The 19,150-nt window shown below is 72.0% G+C and carries 19 protein-coding genes; all 19 read left to right on the plus strand.

The genetic code is table 11. The features are described from left to right. The first annotated feature begins 89 nt into the window (after positions 1-89). The 19 genes from AMK26_RS18775 (at position 90) to AMK26_RS18865 (ending at position 19,145) form a co-directional block, all read left to right on the plus strand. Positions 90-467: a cupin domain-containing protein gene (locus AMK26_RS18775; protein WP_073755839.1), complete on the plus strand. Its 378-nt coding sequence runs from the start codon at positions 90-92 to the stop codon at positions 465-467. Further along, positions 464-1,666, plus strand: coding sequence for an NAD(P)/FAD-dependent oxidoreductase (locus AMK26_RS18780; RefSeq protein WP_073755840.1), 1,203 nt, complete (start codon positions 464-466; stop codon positions 1,664-1,666). Before AMK26_RS18775 ends, AMK26_RS18780 begins: the two co-directional genes overlap by 4 nt. 61 nt (positions 1,667-1,727) lie before the next feature. Next, positions 1,728-2,399 carry a serine O-acetyltransferase EpsC gene (gene epsC, locus AMK26_RS18785; protein WP_073755841.1) on the plus strand — a complete coding sequence of 224 codons (672 nt, stop codon included), beginning with the start codon at positions 1,728-1,730 and terminating at the stop codon, positions 2,397-2,399. Next, complete coding sequence (locus tag AMK26_RS18790; protein ID WP_073755842.1) at positions 2,396-4,066, plus strand: class I tRNA ligase family protein; 1,671 nt, start codon at positions 2,396-2,398, stop codon at positions 4,064-4,066. The genes epsC and AMK26_RS18790 overlap by 4 nt, the downstream gene beginning before the upstream one ends. A gap of 45 nt (positions 4,067-4,111) precedes the next feature. Beyond that, positions 4,112-4,924, plus strand: coding sequence for an alpha/beta fold hydrolase (locus AMK26_RS18795; RefSeq protein ID WP_073755843.1), 813 nt, complete (start codon positions 4,112-4,114; stop codon positions 4,922-4,924). A 4-nt stretch (positions 4,925-4,928) separates the two neighbouring features. Continuing rightward, the gene (locus tag AMK26_RS18800) at positions 4,929-5,486 is read left to right on the plus strand and encodes a DUF3291 domain-containing protein (protein ID WP_073755844.1); all 558 of its coding nucleotides are present in this window, start codon (positions 4,929-4,931) and stop codon (positions 5,484-5,486) included. Continuing rightward, on the plus strand, positions 5,483-6,751 hold the full coding sequence (locus AMK26_RS18805) for an ATP-grasp domain-containing protein (protein ID WP_073755845.1): 1,269 nt from the start codon (positions 5,483-5,485) through the stop codon (positions 6,749-6,751). Before AMK26_RS18800 ends, AMK26_RS18805 begins: the two co-directional genes overlap by 4 nt. Before the next feature lie 98 nt (positions 6,752-6,849). Then, positions 6,850-7,344, plus strand: a complete 495-nt coding sequence (locus AMK26_RS18810; RefSeq protein ID WP_073755846.1) for a GNAT family N-acetyltransferase — start codon at positions 6,850-6,852, stop codon at positions 7,342-7,344. Continuing rightward, positions 7,341-8,669 (plus strand): lysine N(6)-hydroxylase/L-ornithine N(5)-oxygenase family protein, encoded by a 1,329-nt coding sequence (locus tag AMK26_RS18815; protein ID WP_073755847.1) that lies wholly within the window; start codon positions 7,341-7,343, stop codon positions 8,667-8,669. Before AMK26_RS18810 ends, AMK26_RS18815 begins: the two co-directional genes overlap by 4 nt. Next, positions 8,666-9,850, plus strand: coding sequence for a hypothetical protein (locus AMK26_RS18820; protein WP_079277674.1), 1,185 nt, complete (start codon positions 8,666-8,668; stop codon positions 9,848-9,850). Before AMK26_RS18815 ends, AMK26_RS18820 begins: the two co-directional genes overlap by 4 nt. Positions 9,851-9,853: 3 nt before the next feature. Beyond that, a complete protein-coding gene (locus AMK26_RS18825) occupies positions 9,854-11,092 on the plus strand; it encodes an MFS transporter (RefSeq protein WP_073755848.1) in 1,239 nt (412 codons plus the stop codon). A gap of 5 nt (positions 11,093-11,097) precedes the next feature. Beyond that, positions 11,098-12,390: a diaminobutyrate--2-oxoglutarate transaminase gene (gene ectB, locus AMK26_RS18830; protein ID WP_073755849.1), complete on the plus strand. Its 1,293-nt coding sequence runs from the start codon at positions 11,098-11,100 to the stop codon at positions 12,388-12,390. Between the two features lie 312 nt (positions 12,391-12,702). Next, positions 12,703-13,020 (plus strand): DUF1490 family protein, encoded by a 318-nt coding sequence (locus tag AMK26_RS18835; protein ID WP_073755850.1) that lies wholly within the window; start codon positions 12,703-12,705, stop codon positions 13,018-13,020. Between the two features lie 2 nt (positions 13,021-13,022). After that, on the plus strand, positions 13,023-15,212 hold the full coding sequence (locus tag AMK26_RS18840) for a heavy metal translocating P-type ATPase (RefSeq protein WP_073755851.1): 2,190 nt from the start codon (positions 13,023-13,025) through the stop codon (positions 15,210-15,212). A 136-nt stretch (positions 15,213-15,348) separates the two neighbouring features. Beyond that, positions 15,349-16,926, plus strand: coding sequence for a GMC oxidoreductase (locus AMK26_RS18845; RefSeq protein WP_073755852.1), 1,578 nt, complete (start codon positions 15,349-15,351; stop codon positions 16,924-16,926). A gap of 201 nt (positions 16,927-17,127) precedes the next feature. Then, complete coding sequence (locus AMK26_RS18850) at positions 17,128-17,610, plus strand: MSMEG_6728 family protein (protein WP_073755853.1); 483 nt, start codon at positions 17,128-17,130, stop codon at positions 17,608-17,610. A gap of 137 nt (positions 17,611-17,747) precedes the next feature. Next, a complete protein-coding gene (locus AMK26_RS18855) occupies positions 17,748-18,242 on the plus strand; it encodes a DUF2617 family protein (protein WP_073755854.1) in 495 nt (164 codons plus the stop codon). Beyond that, complete coding sequence (locus AMK26_RS18860; protein WP_073755855.1) at positions 18,239-18,649, plus strand: DUF4247 domain-containing protein; 411 nt, start codon at positions 18,239-18,241, stop codon at positions 18,647-18,649. Before AMK26_RS18855 ends, AMK26_RS18860 begins: the two co-directional genes overlap by 4 nt. A gap of 58 nt (positions 18,650-18,707) precedes the next feature. Next, positions 18,708-19,145, plus strand: a complete 438-nt coding sequence (locus AMK26_RS18865; RefSeq protein ID WP_073755856.1) for a DUF350 domain-containing protein — start codon at positions 18,708-18,710, stop codon at positions 19,143-19,145. Positions 19,146-19,150 lie beyond the last annotated feature (5 nt).

Genomic DNA, 19,150 nt, shown 5'->3' on the forward strand with positions numbered 1-19,150 from the left:
CCGACGGTAACTTTCCCAGCCGGATGCCACCGGCTCTGTCACTCATGACGCCCCGTCAATTCGCCATCAAAACGAGGGAGCAAGCAGGCATGCACGCGTTCAGTTGGACGCCGGACGACATGGTCTTCGAAGCGGAATACAACGTTGCGGGCCGCCGGCTTTTCCCCTGGCCCGGTGTGCCGGAGCCCTTCTGGGGCGGGGCCTGGGTGTCGGTTCCCGAAGGGGAGACCTCCACCAGCCACAATCACGACGAGAACGAAATGTTCTTCATCTTCGAGGGCACCGGTGTGATGCGCATCGGTGACGAGGAGCGTCGTGTGAGCAAGGGTGACACGATCTTCATCACACCCTTCAAGGATCACACCCTCACCAATGACACCGACAAGCCGCTGATCTTCCTCACCATTTGGTGGGGCGGTGCGGAGGCCGAGGCGAAGCGCGCCGCTGCCGAGGAAGCCTCCGCGTGAGTCCGAGTTCCCAGACGCGCGCCGATGTCGTTGTCGTCGGCGGCGGGGTGGTGGGTGCGAGCATCGCCCACCACCTCGCCGCCGGCTCTGCCGACGTCCTGCTGTGCGAACAGGGCATCGCGCCCGGCCAGGGCGCGACGTCCCGGTCCGGCGGGCTCCTGAGGCTGCACCACACAGCACACTGCGACACCCGTCTGGCCGCCCGGAGCCTGCCGGTCTTCCAGAACTGGCAGGACACCGTGGGCGGCGAGTGCGGTTACCGCCGGACGGGTTTCGTGATGCTCGTCGCCGAGAAGTACGCCGACAGCCTGCGCCGCAACTCAGCGGCGGTCGAGGAGTCGGGCGGGCACAGCGAGCTGATCGACCCCGCCGATCTCACGGAGCTCTACCCCGGGCTCGGTCTGGACGGCGTCGGAGCGGTGGCATACGAGCCCGCGGGCGGGTACGCGGACCCCGTCGCCGCGGCCGGGACGCTGCTCGCGGCCGCGCGCCGCCGCGGCGCCAGGGTCGCCGACGGGATGTGCGTACGGCGGCTGCTCACCACCGGCGACCGGATCAGCGGCGTCGAGACCAACCTCGGCCAGGTGTCCGCGCCGGTGGTGGTGCTCGCCTCCGGAGCCTGGAGCGGTCGTGACCTGGCCGGAGCCGTGGGCGTCACCGTGGAGGTGGCACCGCGCCGCATCGGTCTCGCGCTCGCCGCCGTACCCGGGGCCGGAGCCGGGGACTCGGGCGCCCAGCTGCCCACCTGCATCGACGACACCACGGGCACGTACTTCCGCCCGTCCGGGAACGACGGCCTCTACTTCGGCGTACCCAGCAATCCCGCTGTGCGCCTGGGCACCGACGTCGAACCCCTCACCCCGGACGAGGTGGCCGCCGCGAAGGACGCCGTCGCCACCCGGGTGAAGGCCGTCGGCGGTGCGCAACTGCTGGGCAGCAAAGCCGGTTTCGACGGCTACACACCCGACAGGAGACCGCTCATCGGGCCCGCCGGGCCGGACGGGCTCTACCTCGCCACCGGATTCAGCGGCGGCGGCTTCAAGACCGCTCCGGCCGTCGGGGAGCTGGTGGCCGCCGAGGTCCTGGGGGGCGCGGGGGTGGCCGGGCGAGCCGAAGAGCCTCTGCTCACGCCGTACCGTCCGGGTCGGTTCGTCGCCGGCCGACCTGTAGTGGGGGACTTCACCTATGAGCGCATGTGAGTCGGACGGTCCGATACCTTCCGGCAGAACCGGACGCGGGCTCCGGGCCGTTCTCGCGCACATGCGGGAGGACATCTCCGTGGTGATGGAGAAGGACCCCGCCGCCCGCAGCGCGGGCGAGGTACTCCTCTACCCGCATATCCACGCCCTGTGGGCCCACCGCGTCTCCCACTGGTTCTACCACCGCGGATTCCGGGTGACGGCACGGGCCGTCTCGATGCTGGCACGGTTCGTCAGCGGTATCGAGATCCATCCCGGAGCCGTCATCGGACGCCGCTTCTTCATCGACCACGGGGCCTCCGTGGTGATCGGTGAGGACGTGGTCATCGGTGAGGACGTGATGCTCTACCACCAGGTGACCCTGGGATCGGTGGGCTGGTGGCGCGACTTCAAGCGTCCGCCGGGCACCCGCCGGCATCCCCGGCTGGAGGACAAGGTGATCGTCGGCGTCGGTGCCAGCGTCCTCGGCCCCGTCACCGTCGGTACGGCGTCCCGGATCGGAGCCGGTGCCGTGGTGGCCGTGGACGTGCCGCCGCACAGCCGCGTCTCGGGCAGCGCCAGGGAATGTCACATCACGCCAGACCCCACGTCGACGGCCGGCGAGGCCGGCTCCGCGTCGGCGTCCCCGGACCAGGCCCCCTCGGGCCAGGCCGCCGCCGCGCCGGCGCCGCAGAAGATGCCGAAGCGCGGCGCCACACCTCCATCACGCACCAACAGGAGTGCCCGTACATGAACGCCCTTGATGCCGAGAGCCGCTCGTTCGTGGTGACCAGCGCACCGCCGAACCCCAACGGTGACCTGCACCTCGGACACCTCTCCGGCCCGTTCCTCGGCGCCGACGTGATGCGCCGCCACCTCGTGCAGCGCGGCCACGACGTGCGGTACGTCGGCTACTCCGACGAGCACTCCTGCTACGTACCACGCAGGGGCGAGGAGCTCGGCGGCAGGAGCGCGTACGAGACGGCTCACGTCTTCGGCCGGCGCATGGAGAACACCCTCGCCATGGCGGGGATGCGGCACGACTACTTCACCCGCCCGCTGCGCGAACAGCTGCACACCGACATCGTCCAGCGGTTCTTCCTGGAGCTGTGGGACAGGGGCGCCTTCGAGGTCCACGAACTGCCCGTCTTCCACTGCGCCGACTGCGACCGTTACTTGTACGAGGCGGAGGTCCGCGGCGAGTGCCAGTTCTGCGCCGCCCCGTCGGACGGCGTCTACTGCGAGGAGTGCGGGCTGCCGCAGGAGCCCGCCGGGCTGGCCGCCCCCCGCTGCACCCGGTGCTGGACCGCCCCCGAGATCCGCACCCTGCGCCGCATCTCCTTCCCGCTCGAGGCGATGCGCGACGCCCTGACGGAGTACTACGCCCAGGCGCAGAGCAAGGCCGAGTGGCGTCCCCGGCTGAAGGCCTACCTCGACACGCTGCTCTCCCGGCCCCTGCCGCTGACACCGGTGAGCCGTGAGGACGGTTACGGCATCCCCGTGCCGCTGCCGGGCTGGGAGGGCCACATCCTGGACACCTGGTTCAGCGGGATCTTCGGGTACGTGGCGGCGACCGCCGGCCTCACCCGCGCCGAGGGAGAGCCGGAGCTGTGGGAGCGGCTGTGGAGCGACCCCGCCACCGAAGTGATCAACTTCATCGGGTTCGACTGCAGCTTCAGCCACGCCGTGCTGTGGCCGGCCCTCCTGCTGGCGCACGGCGGCCTCACACTGCCCGCGCAGGTGGTGACCAACGAGTTCTACCGGCTGGAGGGCGACAAGTTTTCCACCAGCCGCAACCACGCCATCTGGGGCAGCGAGTTCCTCACCCAGGTGTCGGCGGACGCGCTCAGGATGCACCTGTGCCTGACGGGCCCCGAGCTCTCGCAGACCAATTTTGCGATGAAGGAGTTCCAGGACACCGTCGACCGGGTCCTGGTCAACGGCCTGGAGCAGTGGGTCGAGACCGTGGTGCGGCTGGTACGCGAGGACACGGACGGCGCCGTACCGGCAGCGGACTGGACCACGGGACCGCTCGGCGGCACAACGGCGAAGCTGGCCGACGCCGTGGCCGACGCCCTGGCGCCCGAGCACTTCTCGCCCCAGCGCGCGGCCACGCTGCTCGCCGGCGCCGTCTCGGAGGCCGTCGCCGACCTCCCCGGGCTGGAGGCCGCCCGCTCGGGAGACCGCGCGGCGTACGAGAGCAGGCTCGCCACCCACCTGGAGCTGCTGGCCCGGTTCGCCGCGTCGGCCTGGGCGATCACACCGGCATGGTCCTCCTCCCTGCTCGACCGGCTGGGCATCGCCCCGGCCGACGCCTTCCGCGGCACCCCGCCGTGGCCGGTGGGCACCGAGCGCTTCCTGCCGGCCGGCGGGCGCATCGCCGACCGCGTACCGGTGTTCTTCCGCCCCGTCGACGCGTAACAGCACAACAGCCCATCCACCCCCCACTCCTGAAAGCTGCCCGCCTTGCCAACGGTCACGACCTCCGGCTGTCCGGTCGACTACACCGTCGCCGGTACCGGCCCCTGCCTCGCCCTGGTGCACGGCACCGGCGGCTCGCCCGAATCCACCTTCGGGCACGTGCTGGACGCGTTCACCGACCGGCACACCGTCGTGCGGCCCTGCCTCTCCGGAGCCGGTGGCACCAAGGACCCAGGAGACCCGCTGACGGTCGAGCTGCTCGCCGAACAGACCGCCGCGGCGGTGCGGGACGCCGGCGCCGGGCCGGCCGTCGTGATGGGCTATTCGCTGGGGGCGGTGGTGGCCGCGGCCACTGCCGCCGCCCACCCCGGCCAGGTGCGGGGCCTGGTGCTCCTCGCCGGGTGGGCGGTCACCGACGACCGCCAGCGCCACGCGTTCGACCTGTGGCGCCGCCTCGAAGCGCTCGACCACGACGCCTTCGCCCGGTTCCTGCACCTCAGCGGCTGGACCACGGAGCACCTGAACCGGCTGGGCACCGCCGGGATCGAAGAACTCGTGGCCGGGGAACGGGTGCCTCCGGGGATCGTCCGGCACATCGATCTGAACACGCGCGTGGACATCCGCGGCCTCCTGCCGCGCATCACCGTCCCGACGCTGGTGATCGGCTGCACCCAGGACCAGATCGTCCCGGTCCGTTACGCGCGCGCTCTGCACGACGCCATCCCGCACAGCAGCTACGCGGAGATCGACGCAGGCCACTTCGCACTGTTCGAGAAACCGCGGGACGTCATCGCCCTCGTCCGTGACTTCGCCCGTGACGTCGCCGACGACTCTCCTGTCGACGCACCGAAAGAGTAGAGAAATGCCCCGTATCGCCTTCACCACCTTCAACATCCTGAAGGAGCCCTACGGCCACCCGGTCGTCCAGGAATTCGACGACCGGACACCCTCCACCTTCCTCGAAGCCGAACAGAGCCCGGGATTCATCGACCGGGCGGTGGCGGTCGACGACCGGGAGGACCTCACCAACTTCGAACGTGACTGGGGACAGTGGGGCGCCTTCGCCGTCCCGCGCTTCTACACCGGCGGCCGCACCGCCGGCACCGACAGCCGGGCGTCCACGCTGTCCCTGTGGAAGGACATCGAGTCCGTCTTCTCCTTCTCCTACTCGGGCGTCCACCGCGACGCCCTGCGCAAGCGCCACGAGTGGTTCGTCAAGCCGGAGTGCCCCTCCTACGCCATGTGGTGGGTCGGCGACGACACCGTACCGACGTGGGAGGACGCCTGTCGGCGCATCGAGCACCTCCACGACCACGGCCCGACCCCGGAGTCCTTCACGTTCCACCACCCCTTCACCCCGGACGGTGAACCCACCAAGCTGTCCGGCATCGGCCGCGCCGCCACCAAGGACCTGGCATGAGCGGGCAGGAGGGAGTGCTGCTGGTCGTCGGCATCGGCAGCCAGAAGGACCGGGACAGCCGCCCCTACCGCGAACACCTGCTCGCCGGTGCCGCCCGGGCCTGCCCCCTGTGGCTGCTGGAGACGGACGAGCTCACCTGGCAGGCCCCGTACGCCGCCGGCAGCACGGTGCTCAGCGGGCGTACCGCGGACGACCTCATCGCCGCCGCCCGCCAGGTCGCCGCGGAGCGCGACATCATCGGGGTCCTCGCCCCGGACGAAGGCCTCCTGCTGCCGTCGGCACACCTCATCGCCGCCCTCGGAGTGCCGGGCGCGTCCGTCGACGCCATCTCGGCGTGCCGGGACAAGAAGCTCAGCCGACGGCTCATGACGGACGCCGGGCTGCTGCAGCCCCGGCACACCAGCGTCACGTCCGCCGAGGAACTGCGGGCGGTGGGCGAGGAGTTCGGCTACCCCCTGGTGCTCAAGCCGCGCTCCATGGGCGCCAGTTCCGGGGTTATCAAGGTGACCGGGCCCGAGGAGACGGACGAGGCGTACCGGATCACGGTGGCGGCCTCGACGTACCCCGGGATCCAGCTGTACCCCGACATCGTCGTCGAGGAGTTCCTCGACGGCCCGGAGATCAGCGTCGACGGGTCGGTGGTGGACGGCGCGTTCACCGCCCACATCGTCGCCCGCAAGAAGATCGGGCAACCCCCGTTCTTCATCGAGACCGGCCACATCGTCTCCCCGGACGACCCCTACCTGAGCGACCCGGACATCTCCGACCTGCTGCAAAGGGCCCACAAGGCGCTGGGCTTCCACCACGGCATGACCCACGCGGAGATCAAGTTCACACCGCGGGGCCCGGTCGTCATCGAGATCAACGGCCGCCCGGGCGGGGACCTCATCCCGAAACTCGGCTGGCTCGCCGGCGGTGTCGACCTCGGCCGGATCGCCGCGGAAGTGGCCCTGGGCGTACGGCAGGACCGGCCGACGGCCGAGCCCGAGAACCCCCGCACGGTGGGAATCCGCTTCTGCTGCCCCACCGAGCCGACCACCATGACGGGCGTCCGGCTGCCGTCCGCCGCCGACCACCCCCACCTCCTGGAAGCCGAACCCCTGGCCCTCCCCGGGGCGACCCTGCAGCCGCCCCCGGGCGACTACGTGTCCCGCTACGCCTACCTGATCGCGGAAGGCGGCAACCAGGACGAGGTGGCGAGCCGCCTCGACGCCCTGGAGCAGGCCGTCGTACTCGAAGGCGACCCGGCCCGGTCGCCGTCCTGAACCACGGGCCGAGGCGTCGGGGGGCCGGTCCGCCGGCCCCGCACGCCGTACCCACCGGGGCACACCCCTGGGCAACACAGAGTAAGAGGCAGCAAGACATGCCCTATCGCATCAGCCACGTCGATGAATCGACGTTCGAGGCGGTGCTCCCGTTGATCGCCGACTACCAGACGTTCTACGGCTGTGAGCCGGACCCCGCCCGCAACAGGGCGTTCTTCGGCGACCTGCTCGCCGACCCCGCCCAGGGGCTCCAGCTCCTGGCCTCGGACGACGAGACAGGCCAGGCGGTCGGCTTCGCGACCCTCTACTGGGTCCGCGTGTCCACCCGCGCCACGGTGGTCGCCCTGCTGAACGACCTCTACGTACGGCCCGAGCACCGCGGGAAGCAGGTCGGTGCCGCGCTGCTGCGCGCGGCCGCCGACACGGCCGGCGAGCGCGGATACGGGTCCCTCGTATGGGAGACCGCGCCCGACAACCACCGGGCGCGGACGTTGTACGACCGTTTCCTCCAGGACGCCGGAGAACCGGGCGCCTCGTCGACCTGGATCCACTACTCGCACACCATCAACGCCCGACCCAAGGGGGAAAAGTGACGACGACTCCGGCCCGTGCCGAACAACCGGCACCCTACGACGTGCTCGGGATCGGCTTCGGTCCCGCCAACCTCGCCCTGGCCATCGCGCTGCAGGAGGAGAACGCCGGGCTCAGCGTCTCCTTCCTCGAGGCCAAGCCGGAAGTCGCCTGGCAGAGCGCCATGCTGCTCGACGGTTCCGACATCCAGAACAACCCGATACGCGACCTCGTGTCCCTGCGCAACCCGCGCAGCCGGTACAGCTTCGTCAACTACCTCCACGAGGAGGGCAGGCTCCTCGAGTTCCTGAACCTCCCCATGGAGTTCCCGCTGCGCAAGGAGTACACCCGGTACATCTCCTGGGTGGCCCGGTACTTCGACGACGTCGTCGAATACAACGTCGCCGCGACCGACATCGCCATCGTCCCGGGCGACGAGGGCCGCAACGTCTACCGGGTCACCGGTTCCGACGGCGTCGTCCGCCACGCCCACGCCCTGGTGCTCGGCCCGGGCCGCTCCGCCTTCGTCCCCGAACCGTTCGACCGCCTCCAGTCGCCCCGGGTGTTCCACCTGACGCGCTACCTGCCCGCCCTCGACGCGCTGCGCGAAGCGGCGGAGCGGGGCGAGGGCCAGTGGCCGCCGAAGGAGGTGGCCGTCATCGGCGGCAGCCAGAGCGCCGTCGAGCTGACCCTCGACCTGTCGCGGCGCTTCCCCGACGCGACGGTCACCACCTATGTACGCCCGTACGGGCTGCGGCTGAAGGACACCAGCCCCTTCAGCGAGGAGGGCTACTTCCCCGAATTCACCCAGTACTACTACCAGGCGCCCCGGCACCGGAAGAAGGCGCTGGACGAGTACATGCGCCTCACCAACTACTCGGCCGCCGACGGAGACGTCCTGCACGAGCTGTACGCCCTGATCTACGAGCAGAAGCTCGACGGCGACCAGCGGGTCTTCGTCCGGGGCAACCGCCAGACCATGGCGGTGCAGGACGGGCCGGACGGTGTCCGCCTGCAGATCAAGGAGCTGAACACCGGGGAGACCGAGGACGTCCGCGCCGATGTCGTGGTGCTCGCCACGGGCTTCCGCGACCTGGGCCCCGGCCCGCACCAGGAGCGCGTACCGCCGCTGATGGAGGGCATCGCCGACTCCTTCGTCTTCGACGAGGACGGCTACCTGGACATCAGCGCCGACTACCTCCTGACGCCGATGGACGCCGACACGCCCGACCTGTACCTGAACGGGCTGTGCGAGTCCTCCCACGGGATCGGCGACGCCGGTTCGTTCAGCCTGCTGTCCCTGCGCGCCGGCGTCCTCCTCGACAGGTTGCGCAAGCGCGCCCGATGACCGCCGACACCCAGCGGGTCGCAGGCGCCGGCACGGCAGGGGACACCGACAGCGGAACCCTGCTCCGGCACCCCGCGACCCGGCTCGCCGCCGGGGTGTTCCAGGGCGTCGCCGGCGCCGGCATGCTCGTCATGCCGGCCGTCGTCCACGGGCTGGCCGGCCCGAGCGCCCCGCTGCTCTGGGGGGCGCACGTGGCGCTGGGCGCCGCGGTCGCCCTGCTCCTGACGCTCCTGACGCGCACCGGCCTGCCGCCCATGCCGCTGGCCGCGGCGGTGGGATCGGTCCTCGGCCGTACGTCGCAGCGGTGCGTCGACGTGGCATACACGGTCGGTTTCTCCGCCGGCCAGGCCGCGCTGGCCTGGTTCGCCGCGCAGAGCGTCGTGGCGGCCGTGGCGGAGGGCGGCCGCGCCCCCGCCTGGCTCGGGCCGGTCGTCGCCGCCGGCGTGCTGGCGGTGGGCTTCGTCCTCGCGCTGCTGGACGTGCCCACGCCGCCGGCCCTGCTGCGCCTGCGCCTGCCGGTCGTGGGCCTCCTCGCCTTCGCGTGCGCCGCGGCCGCCTGGCCCGCGGCGGCGCCGGGGAGCGCTCTCGCGCCGGCCTCGGTGCCCGGCGCCGGGGCGGCGGCCGGGATCGCGCTGCTGGTGCTGTACTTCGCGGGCGTCGGCTGGGAATCGGTCACGGACCTGGTCCCGCGTACGAAGGCGGGGCTCGGGGCGACGCTGGCCGGGGTCGCGCTGGGCGCGTCGGCGGTCGCGGCCGTCTACCTGCCCCTGGCATGGCTGTACGGGGCGGCCGCCGGGCGACCGGAGGGAACACCGCCGGGGTGGGCGCGCTACACCCTGTCCGCGGCCCTGCTCACCGTCATCACCTCGTACTGCTTCACCAACATCCGTGCGGCCGGGCGGATCGTGGCCCGTGTCACGGGCTCCGCCGGCCCCGGCGCGCGGCGGCGGCAGCTCGTGGTCGTCGGCCTGCTCTGCGCGGCCTTCGCCACGGCCGGCACCCTGCCCGGCTCGGTGGTCTGGCTGCTCCTGGTCCCCGCCTGCGCCGCGACCGCCGGGTACGTCATGGGCGCGGTCGCCGCGTTCCGCCGGATCGGCGACGTCACGCGCTGGCTCGCCTGGCCGCTCGTGGTGGCGCTCGCGGCAGTGGCCGACCCCATCCGACTCCTTCTCCTTGGCTGACATATGACGCGACTTTTCCGCAGCTACTTCGGCGGGGTTACCCGAGCCATCGCCATCGTCTCGCTCGGTGTCTTCATCAACCGCCTGGGCGGCTTCTTCACCCTGTTCCTCACCCTGATCCTCACCGACCGGGGGTACGAGCCGGGCCACATCACCTTCGCCCTGGTGGCCGTGGCGGTGGCGGGCATGGCCGGCGCGGGCGTCGCGGGCAAGCTCTCCGACTGGCTGGGGCTGCGGGGCGCGCTCCTGCTGTCCAGCACGCTCACCGCGCTGTGTGCCTTCGCGTCGGCCGTGGTGGAGCAATTCGCGCTGACGGTCGTGGTCTCGTGTCTGCTCAACGCCGGTGTGCAGGCGTACGGGCCGGCCGCGCAGACGGTGGTGGGCGTCGAGGCGAGCGACGACCGGCGCGTCGGCATGTTCGCCGTCTACCGCCTCGCGATGAACCTGGGAGTCACGGTCGGCCCGCTGCTCGGCGCCTTCCTCATGGACTGGTCCATGACGGCGCTGCTGGTCGGCAACGGCATCGCCGCGACGGCGGCGACACTGCTGCTGCTCGCACTGCCCCGGCGCCTGGGCCGGGCGGCCGCGGTCCCGGACGACGAGGGCAAGCGACGGGGAACCGGGCCGGCCGTGCGCATGCACCGCGGTTTCATCGGCGCCGCGGTGCTGTTCGGCCTGATCTCCCTCGTCTACGCCCAGCAGACCGGGTCGCTGGCACTGGCCATCCACGACTCGGACCACGACCAGAAGCTCTACGGCTGGCTGCTCACGCTGAACGCCATCCTCGTGATCCTGGTGGAAATACCGCTGAGCCGGTACTCCTCGCGCTGGGCCCGCCGTACGACCGTCGTCTTCGGCGCGGTGTGCGTCTGCGGCGGCTACGCGGTGAACCTCTTCGGGATAAGCCTCGGCGTGCTGATCGCCGGAGTCCTCATCTGGACCCTGGGCGAAATCCTGGTGGCGCCGGTGGCCGCGGCGTTCTCGACCGAGGTGGCGCCCGACGGGGCCGCCTCCAAGTACCTGTCATTCCTCGGCCTGTGCCAGACCACCGGCATGTCCATCGGCCCGGCGGCCGGGGTGTTCGCCTACAGCCACGGCACCTCACTGCCCTGGGCGATGTGCGCCGTCGTGCTCGTCATCACCGCCGGCGGTCTCTACTACCTGGTGCCCCGCTGCCAGCTCGCGGCGAGAGTCTCCGCCGACGGCTCGCGGCCCGACTCCACCTCCCGTCAACCTGCCTAGGAGGCATGGTGAACCCCCCATACACCGACTTCGACCCCATGACCATCGAGTCCGAGGTCCGCAGCTACTCCCGCAGTTGGCCGACCGTCTTCACCCATGCCAGCGGAAGCCGTCTCCAGGACCGGGAGGGCCGCTCCTACCTGGACTTCTTCGCCGGTGCCGGTTCCCTCAACTACGGTCACAACCACCCCGTCCTCAAAGACGCGTTGCTGTCCTACATCCAGGACGACGGCATCGTCCACAGCCTCGACATGACGACGGACGCCAAAGCAGAGCTTCTGCGGGCGCTGCACGACCTCGTGCTCGTACCGCGCAACCTCGACTACAAGGTGCAGTTCACCGGCCCGACCGGTACGAACAGTGTCGAGGCCGCGCTGAAGCTGGCCCGCAAGGTGACCGGCCGGGAAACGGTGGTGGCCTTCACCAAGGCGTTCCACGGCATGTCGCTGGGCTCCCTGGCCGTCACCGGCAACGCCGCCAAGCGTGCCGGAGGCGGAGTGCCCCTGGGGCACGTGTACCGCGTCCCCTTCGAGGGGTTCGGCACCCCGTCCCTGTCCGGGATCGACCTGCTGCGGGAGATGCTCCGCGACTCCAGCAGCGGGCTCGACCTGCCCGCCGCCGTGATCGTGGAAACGGTGCAGGGGGAGGGCGGGGTCAACGTCGCCGGCGCGGAGTGGCTGGCCGCGCTCGCCGAACTGTGCCGGCAGCACGACATCCTCCTCATCGTGGACGACGTACAGATGGGGTGCGGGCGCACCGGCCCCTTCTTCAGCTTCGAAGCCGCGGGCATCGTTCCGGACATCGTCTGCCTGTCCAAGTCCATCAGCGGATACGGACTGCCCATGGCGCTCACCCTGTTCCGCGGCGAGCTGGACGTATGGAGCCCGGGCGAGCACAACGGAACCTTCCGGGGCAACAACGCCGCCTTCGTGACGGCGGCGGCCGCACTGCGGACGTTCTGGGCCGACAGCACGCTGGAGAAGCAGACCGCCGGCAAGGGCGAGCTGCTCGAAGGACACCTGACGGACCTGGCCGCGCAGCTGTCGGCCTCCGGGGTGGCGGCCCGAACCCGCGGCCGCGGCCTCGTGTGGGGGCTGGCCTTCGAGGACCACACCCTGGCGGCGCGCGTGAGCAGCGCCGCGTTCACCCGTGGACTGCTCGTGGAGACGTCGGGCTCGTCTGACGAGGTGGTGAAACTGCTGCCGCCGCTGACCAGCACCGAGGACGAGCTCACCGAGGGGCTGGCCATCCTGTCCGACGCGGTGAGGGCCGCCACGGGAACTCCCCAGGCGCGCTGACGGGCAAAACCGCCCGGGTCCGAACCGCCACCGCCCCGCCCGCCGGCCCGTGCGGGCCGCCGCCGGGCGGGGGCTGGACGGGTGCCGGACGGGGGCTGGACGGGGCCGGCCACTCGCAAGCCGGGTGGTCCGGCCCGCGGCGGCCGCGCGGGGCCCCGGCGGAGCCGACGGCGTCCACCGGAGGCACGCCCCGCAGCGCACCGGCCCTCCCCCTCCGGCGGAGCCGACGGCGCGGCTTCACGATCGTCCTCCGGCGGGGGACAATGGAGTCGGGTTGGGCGATGGGGGCGCGTCGCTGCGAAGGAGCGCCCGATGCATCCCGCTGCTCTGGTCGGTGCCACCGCGGGGCGCGTGGCACACTTCGCCGTCTCCGGCGTGATCGGTGGACTGATCTTCCGCGGGGCGGCCAAAGCCGCACCGGCGGTCCGCCCGGCCGCCCGCAAGGCGCTCGTCGGCGGTATCGCGGGCGGAATCGTGGCGGGCCGGTGGCTGGGCTCCGCCACCGAGGAGGCCCGTCTCAAGGCGGGCGACATGCTGGCCGAGGCCCGGTCCTCGCTGGGCGAGGAGGCACCGCCGCCGTCCGCGGTCCAGGTCGACGGCCATGCCCACGACCACGACCACGCCCACTGATCATGTCCGGCGTCGTCGTACGTTCGGTCGCCGCGGGCCGGGTGCGCCTGACCGTGCCGTGGCTGCGGGCCCGGCCCGGCTGTGCGGGGCTGGTCGACGACCGGCTCGCCGACCTGGACGGTTTCCGCGCGCTGCGGATCTTCCCCCGTACCGGCAGCGTGGTGGTCTGGGTCGTCCCCGACCGCCTGCGTGTCGACGGGCTGGTAGCGGCACTGGAGGAGGCGCCACCACCGTCCGCCGTGGCCAAGGCGACCCGTGGCACACCCGACTCCTCCACGGGCGAGCTCGCCCGGCTGGTCGTCGGAGGCGCCGTACTCGCCCTCGTGGCCGTGCACCGGCTCCTGCTGCGCCGCCCACCCTGGACGGCGGGCGCCCCCCTCGGCTTCCTGCGCTTCGCCACCGTCTTCAGCGGCCTGCCCTTCTTCCGCGGCGCGCTGCACACCGTCCTGGGCCGCCGCTATCCCGGTACGGACACCCTCGTCACCGCCGCGACCCTGATCTCGCTCGTCCTGCGCGAGAACGTGGTGGCTCTGACCGTGCTCTGGCTGCTGAACATCGGCGAGTTCCTGCAGACCCTCACGCTGCGCCGGACCCGCCGCGCCATCGAGGAACTGCTGAGCGTCGGCGAGGAGCGGGTCTGGCTCGTACGGGACGGTGTCGAGATCGAGGTGGCACTCGAGGACGTGGAACCGGGCGACCTCGTCGCGGTCTACGAACACCACAGGATCCCGGTCGACGGCACCGCCGCCACCGGCGCGGCGCTGGTGGACCAGGCCGCGATCACCGGTGAAGCCCTCCCGGTCTATGTGCAGGAAGGCGCCGAGGTCTACGCCGGCACCATCGTCACCAACGGCTCCCTCACCATCCGCGCGACCGCCGTCGGCCGGGACACCACGGTCGGCCGCATCATCGGACGGGTCGAGGAGGCCCAGGCCGACCGGGCACCGATCCAGACCGTGGCCACCCGCTTCACCCGCCGCTTCGTCCCCGTCTCCTTCGCGCTGGCAGCCGGCACGTACGTGCTGACCCGTGACCCGCGGCGCGCGATGACCATGCTGCTCATCGCCTGCCCGTGCGCCGCCGGGCTGGCCACCCCGACGGCGATCAGCGCGGCCATCGGCAACGGAGCCCGCCACGGCACCCTCATCAAGGGCGGCACCCACCTGGAAGGCGTCGGACGCGTCACCGCCGTCGTCTTCGACAAGACCGGCACGCTCACCCTGGGCCGCCCACTGGTCACCAGCGTGGTCACCTTCCACGAGCGGTTCACCGCGGACGAGGTGCTCAGCCTCGCCGCGTCGGGGGAGCTGCACGCCCGCCACCCGCTCGCCGAGGCCATCGTCCGCCGTACCGAGGAGCAGCACCTGCACGTCCCCATCCACCAGGCGTGCGAGGTCGTCCTCGGCATGGGCATGCGCGCCGAACTCGACGGCAGCCGCCTCCTGGTCGGCAGCCCCGCGCTGCTGCGCCAGCACGGCATGGAACTGCCCGAGCGGGCCCAGCAGTGGACGGAGAACCTGCGCGCCCAGGGCGAGACCGTCATCTGCCTGGCCCACGACGACGACCTGATCGGCATGCTCGGCCTCTCCGACGCCGTACGCGGCGGAGCCGAGACCGTCGTCCGGCAACTCCAGGACCTCGGGGTCCAGCGCATCATCCTGATGACCGGCGACTCCCCGGAAACGGCCCAGTCGGTCGCCGACGCCCTCGGCATCACCGAGGTGCACGCCCACGCCCTGCCCGAGGGCAAGCTCCAGCTGATCCGCGACCTCCAGGACGAGGGCCACCTGGTGGCCATGGTCGGCGACGGCACCAACGACGCGCCCGCCCTGGCCCTGGCGGACGTCGGCATCGCGATGGGCGCGCACTCCTCCCACGTGGCGCTGGAAACCGCCGACATCGCGCTCGCGGGCAACGATCTGCGCCAAGTCGCCGCCGTCGTGGAACTCAGCCGCCACACGCTGCGCGTCGTCCGGCAGAACTACGGCCTCGCCATCGGCGTCAACCTGATCGGCCTGGGCGCCGGTGCGGGCGGGTCCATCAACCCCGTCGTGGCCGCCCTGCTCCACAACACCAGCAGCATCGCGGTCGTCGGCAACTCGGCACGGCTGGTCAACCACACACCGCGGCTCCCGAGCGAACGTGGCCCGGAGCTCCACGCCGCGCCGCTCGAAGGACGCAGGGTGATCTGACCCGGAACTCCCCAACCGGCGGGCCTCGACGACTCCCTTTCGCCGGCGCGTGTCCCGCGACAGGGGGGCGTCGTTTCGTCACATGACGCCGCCGTGTCTGCGAGCGGCACGACCCGGAGCCGCACAGGAGTGGTCCATGCCCGTCAACCGTCGACGCATCCTGGGCCTGGCGGGTCGCGGGACCCTGGCCGCTCTCGGCGCGGCGGTGCTGGGCGGGGTCGGCAGCCGTACGTACGCGGCCGCCGTGTCGCGGACGCACTTCCGGGCCCTGGTGATCGGCTCCGGGTTCGGCGGTTCGGTGGCCGCGCTGCGGCTCGGGCAGGCGGGGGTGGACACCCTGGTGGTGGAGCGCGGCCGTGAGTGGCCCGTCGCCCCGCGCAGGCACGACTTCGGATCGATGAACGGTGTCACCGACACCATGTTCTGGTTCCGCCGCACCACACGCTGGCCGGCGCTGCCGCCCACGCCCGTCCGGCCCGCGCCAGGAGTGATGGAGGTGTCCGAGGAGCGGGGGCTCGACATCGCCTGTGGCGCGGGGGTCGGCGGCGGGTCCATCGTCTACACCGGTGTCACGGTGGCCCCGCCCAGGCGGTACTTCGAACGGCTCTACCCGGCCGGTCTGCCCTACGAGGAGTTCACCCGCAGGTGGTTCCCCACGGTGCGCCGCATGCTGGGCGCCTCCCCGATGCCGCGGGACGTCTACCGGTCCATGCCGTTCACCCACTCCCGGTTGTGGGACGAGCACCTGGCCACCGCGGGCTTCCGCACCTCCCCCCTGGACTCGACCTTCGACTGGGACGTCGTCCGGCGCGAACTCGCCCGCGCCGCCCCGCTCTCGGCGACCGTCGGCGAATCCGACTTCGGCTGCGGCAACGGCGCGAAGAAGTCGCTGACCCGCAGCTACCTGCCGGCGGCGCTCGCCACTGGACACGTACAGGTGCGTGCCCTGCACGAGGTGCGGTCCATCGGGCGGCGCCGCGACGGACGCTTCCGGGTGGAGGTCCGCCGCCTCACCACCGGCGGGGCCGTACTCGGCACCGACGAGTTCACCTGCGACATGCTGTTCGTCGCCGCCGGCACGCTGAACACCAACCGGCTCCTTGTGGCGGCACGCGAACGCGGTGACCTGGCCGGCCTGCCCGCGTCCCTCGGCACCGGCTTCGGCGACAACGGCGACCAGGCCACCCTCCGCTCCCAGACCCTGCGCTTCCACGGCGGCTCACAAGGCTCCCCCTGCGCGTCCGGCGCGTTCCTCCCGGACCAGTTCGAGCTGCCGCTGCTCGCCGAGAGCTGGGTCCTCCCCGCCTATCACGCGCTCCCGGCGATCGTCACCTTCAGCGTCACCGTCGACACCGACAACCGCGGCACGTTCCGCTACGACCCGCGCAGCGGCCGGGTGTCGCTCTCCGACTGGTCGCCCGAGAAGTCCGCGGCGGCGGCAAGGTCCGCCCTGGAACTCAGCTCCCGCGTCATCGACGCCAACCCCGGCACGCTCCCCGTCACGCTCACCACGCACCCCTTCACCGGGCATCCCCTGGGCGGCTGCGTCATCGGCCGCACCACGGACCTCGAAGGCCGGGTCCACGGCGTGCGGGGGCTCTACGTCCTCGACGGGTCCCTGATCCCCGGGAACGCCGGCGGCGCCAACCCCTCCCTCACCATCGCCGCCCTCGCCGAACGCGCCATGGCGGGGATCATCGCCCAGGCGGGGTGAGACCGGGCCGGCGTACCGGGGCGGCGTCGTCGGGCCACGCCTTCTCTTCCGGCGTTCAACACGTCACGCGGAGCACGCGCCGCGCCGGGCAACGGAGTTGGGGGCCGGTGAGTGGCCGCCTCCAGCGGGCGTTGCCCCGGCTGGACGCGTCGCTCATGGGCCGGCGTGCGGAGGCGGCCCGGGGACGGTAGACACGGGGGTGTGCAGACCTTCCTGCCGTTCCCGCGGTTCTCGGAGTGCGCCGAGGTCCTCGACCCGCGCCGCCTCGGCAAACAGCGGGTCGAGGCACTCCAGGTGCTGCGCGGGCTGACCGTGCCGGGCTACGGCTGGCGTCGCCATCCGGCCGTACGGATGTGGACCGGCTACGAGGAGGCCCTGGTCCGCTACGGGCTGGAGGTGTGCGGGGCCTGGACCGCCAAGGGGCACCGCGACACCTGCGCCGCCTCCCTGCTCGCCGGCTTCCACGCCGTACGCCCCGGCGCGCCCGTACGCCCGCAGGCCGAGCTCGCCGAGAACGGTGAGCTGCCGCCCTGGCTGGGCGACCCCCGCTTCCACCGCAGCCACCAGTCGGCCCTGCTGCGCAAGGACCCCGGCTTCTACGCCGCGCGCTTCGCCGGAGTCCCGGACGACCTGCCCTACGTGTGGCCCGGCTCCGACCGCGACACCGACCGGGACCTGGGCTGACACCCCGGATGTGGCGCGTTTTGCGCTTGTGTCATACTCAGCCGCGCTCCAAGCACATTCGCAGTCGGGGGAACATCGTTGAGAGTCGAGTTTGCCGTCCTCGGCACGGTGCTGGTCAGAGGTCCGGGCGGCGCCCGATGAGCGGCATAGCGCTGACGGCCCCGTACCAGGACACCGACGCCGACCAGCTGTCGTTCGTGCTGGGACGCTCCGCGCACGAGGCACTCGCCGTACGGGACCTCACCGTCGCCGGGCTCGACGTACAGCTCAGGCTCCTGGGCGCCTCCCACCAGGTGTTCGCGGGGCCCGTGCGGGAAACCGTCGCCTGCCTGCCCGGCGTCGACGGCGGCCTCCCGGAGGCGGCCGCGCGGGACTTCGACGACTGGACCTACGGGTTCCGCGCCCACGTCCGGCGCTTCCACCCGCAGGAGTTCAGCGCCCGGGTCGCCCGGATCCGCGACCGCGCGGAGGGCCATCCCCAGGCCCTGCACGGCATCTTCCCCGGCTCCCCCGAAGCGGTCACCGCGCTGACCGTCGAGCCGGAGAGCGCCGGGCTGAGCTGGCGCACCTGGCACACCTACCCGCAGAGCCGCCGGATCGTGGCGACGCACACCCGGCTGGAGGCCCGATGAAGACCGCCCGACGCATCAGCGCGCTGATCCTCGCCACGGCGGCCCTCGCCGCCTGTGCCGACGAACCCGACGACGACGGCAACGCCGTACCGTCCGGCTGGATCCGCGGCGAGTACTCGCGCAGCGGCGCCGGTTACGTCGACAGGACCGACCCGACGTCACAGGTCGCCAAGGAGATCGACGGCAACACCTCGGCCGTCGACCGCCTCAGCGACGGCGACCGGCGATTCCTCCGCTACCGCGACGACATCGTCGCGATCAGCCCGCACAGCAGCGGCCGCGGCAGCGTGATCGAGATCGCGGACTACCGCAGCGGCTACCACCGCTGGCGCACCCACATCGGCTCCGTATGGCCCGACCCGGACAGCGCCGCGTTCCGCGGAGGCGGCCCCGGCTCCGGGAAGTGACCCGCCGAACCCGCACACGCTCACGATCACGCTCACTTCTCCCTCCGAAAGGCACACCGTGGCAGAGATCTTCGAGTCGGCAGGCACCGCCCTGCTCTACGGCCTCGTCGGCTTCGTCGTGATGGCGGTCGGCTTCATCGCACTCGACCTCGTCACCCCCGGCAAGCTCGTCCATGTGGTGTGGACCGAGCGCAACCGCGGCGCCGCCGTGCTCCTCGCCGGCCAGACGATCGCCATCGGCCTCGTCATCGAGCAGTCCATCCGGGCCAGCGAATCCGAGCAGGGCCTCGCCGAAGGGCTGCTCAGCACCCTGCTGTACGGCCTCGCCGGCGTCGCCGTGATGACGCTCATCTCCGTCGTCGTCGGCCTGCTGACCCCCGGCCGCCTCGGCCACGCCGTCCTCGACGACAACGGCACCAGCCCGCACCCCGCCGCCTGGGTCCAGGCAGCGATGTACCTCGGCACGGCCTTCATGGTCGGCGCAGCCGTTTCCTGAACGGC

Origin of the sequence: Streptomyces sp. CB03234 (assembly GCF_001905885.1) — a bacterium.
GTDB lineage: Bacteria > Actinomycetota > Actinomycetes > Streptomycetales > Streptomycetaceae > Streptomyces.